Genomic DNA, 1,454 nt, shown 5'->3' on the forward strand with positions numbered 1-1,454 from the left:
GCTTACTCCTTGATATGGGCGATGGTCTTGGCCAGCTCCTTCTTGTGCTGGAGGTTGCCCTGGCGTGCGATCATGATGCGCTGGGCCTGGGGGGAGCCGGCGCCGTGCAGGCTTTCGGTGCGGTAGCCCACGGCGGCGGTGCCCAGGGTCAGGTTTTCGATGAGGCGGAGGATGCGCAGCCGGTTCTCGGTGGACACGCCGGAGACGCCCTTCAGGTATTTTTCCACATAGGCGCCCAGCTTCTCGTCCCGCAGGTCGGCCTCGGAGGGGGCGGTGACCATCAGGCCGCCGGCGATGTCCTCCGCCAGCCGGGCGATCTCGTAGGGGAAGCGGGTCACGTTCTGCTTGCACACGTTGGCCAGCAGCAGGTCGATGATGTAGTTGCCGCTGTCTGTGGGGTGGCCCTCGGCGGAGCAGGCGATGCCGCAGCAGTACAGGGTCTCGTTCAGGTGGGTCATCTCGATGAGCTTGTCCTTGATGTGGCTGGCCCTGGCCGCGCCGTTGTAGTCGGCCGCCACCGCCGCCGCGCCGATGAGCACGTCGCCCACGCCCACCTTGCACCCGCCGTAGCTCTGGCGGTGATACCCGGCGAAGCGCTCCACCATCATCCCGGCGAACTCCGTCTCCCCGTTGAGGAAGATGCGCTCGTTGGGCACGAACACGTCGTCGAAGATGGTCAGCGCCTCCACCCCGCCGAACTCCGCGTTGCCCACGTCCAGCTCGCTGCCCTCCCGCTTCCGGGTGTCGCAGCTCTGGCGGCCGATGATCATGAAGATGCCCGGCGTGTCCATGGGCACGGCGAAGCTCACCGCGTAGTCCTTGTCGTCGGGGCCCATGGAGATGGTGGGCATGATGATGATCTCATGGCTGTTCAGCGCGCCGGTCTGGTGGGCCTTGGCGCCCCGCACCACGATCCCGTCGGGCCGGCGCTCCACCACCCGCAAAAACAGGTCCGGGTCCGCCTGCTCGTGGGGGGCCTTGCTCCGGTCCCCCTTGGGGTCGGTCATGGCGCCGTCCACCGTCAGGTCGTTGTCCTGGCAGTAGATCATGAACTGCTTGAAGTTCTCGTGATAATGGGTGGCGTACTTCCGGTCGGTCTCATACGTGGTGGAGAACACGGCGTTGAACGCGTCCATGCCCACGCAGCGCTGGAAGCAGGCGGCCGTCTTCTGCCCCAGCAGGCGCTGCATCTTCACCTTCTTCACCAGGTCCCCGGCGGACTGGTGGATGTGGGTGAAGCGGTTGACCCGCCGGCCGGTGTAGGGGGAGACGGCGGTCATCAGGTCCTCGTACTCCGGCATCTGGGCCAGGTCGTAGGTCATGCGCACGCTGTTCAGCGAGGGCCGCAGAATGGGGTCGTCCACCGGGTCCTCCACCTTTTTCCCAAACAGATATACCTGCATCTTCCGCTTCCGGATGCTCTCAATGTACTCCTCGCCCGTCATCAGTGACAT

General features: G+C 65.4%; 1 protein-coding gene. It reads right to left on the minus strand.

Features of this window, described 5'->3' with window-relative positions; translation table 11 throughout:
* Window positions 1–2: 2 nt before the first annotated feature.
* The coding region (locus tag NE547_RS17855; RefSeq protein WP_186906959.1) for a 4-hydroxyphenylacetate 3-hydroxylase family protein at window positions 3–1,454 on the minus strand (1,452 nt) is incomplete at its 5' end.

The sequence above is a fragment of the Flavonifractor sp. DFI.6.63 genome (genome assembly GCF_024462255.1).
GTDB classification, from domain to species: domain Bacteria; phylum Bacillota; class Clostridia; order Oscillospirales; family Oscillospiraceae; genus Lawsonibacter_A; species Lawsonibacter_A hominis.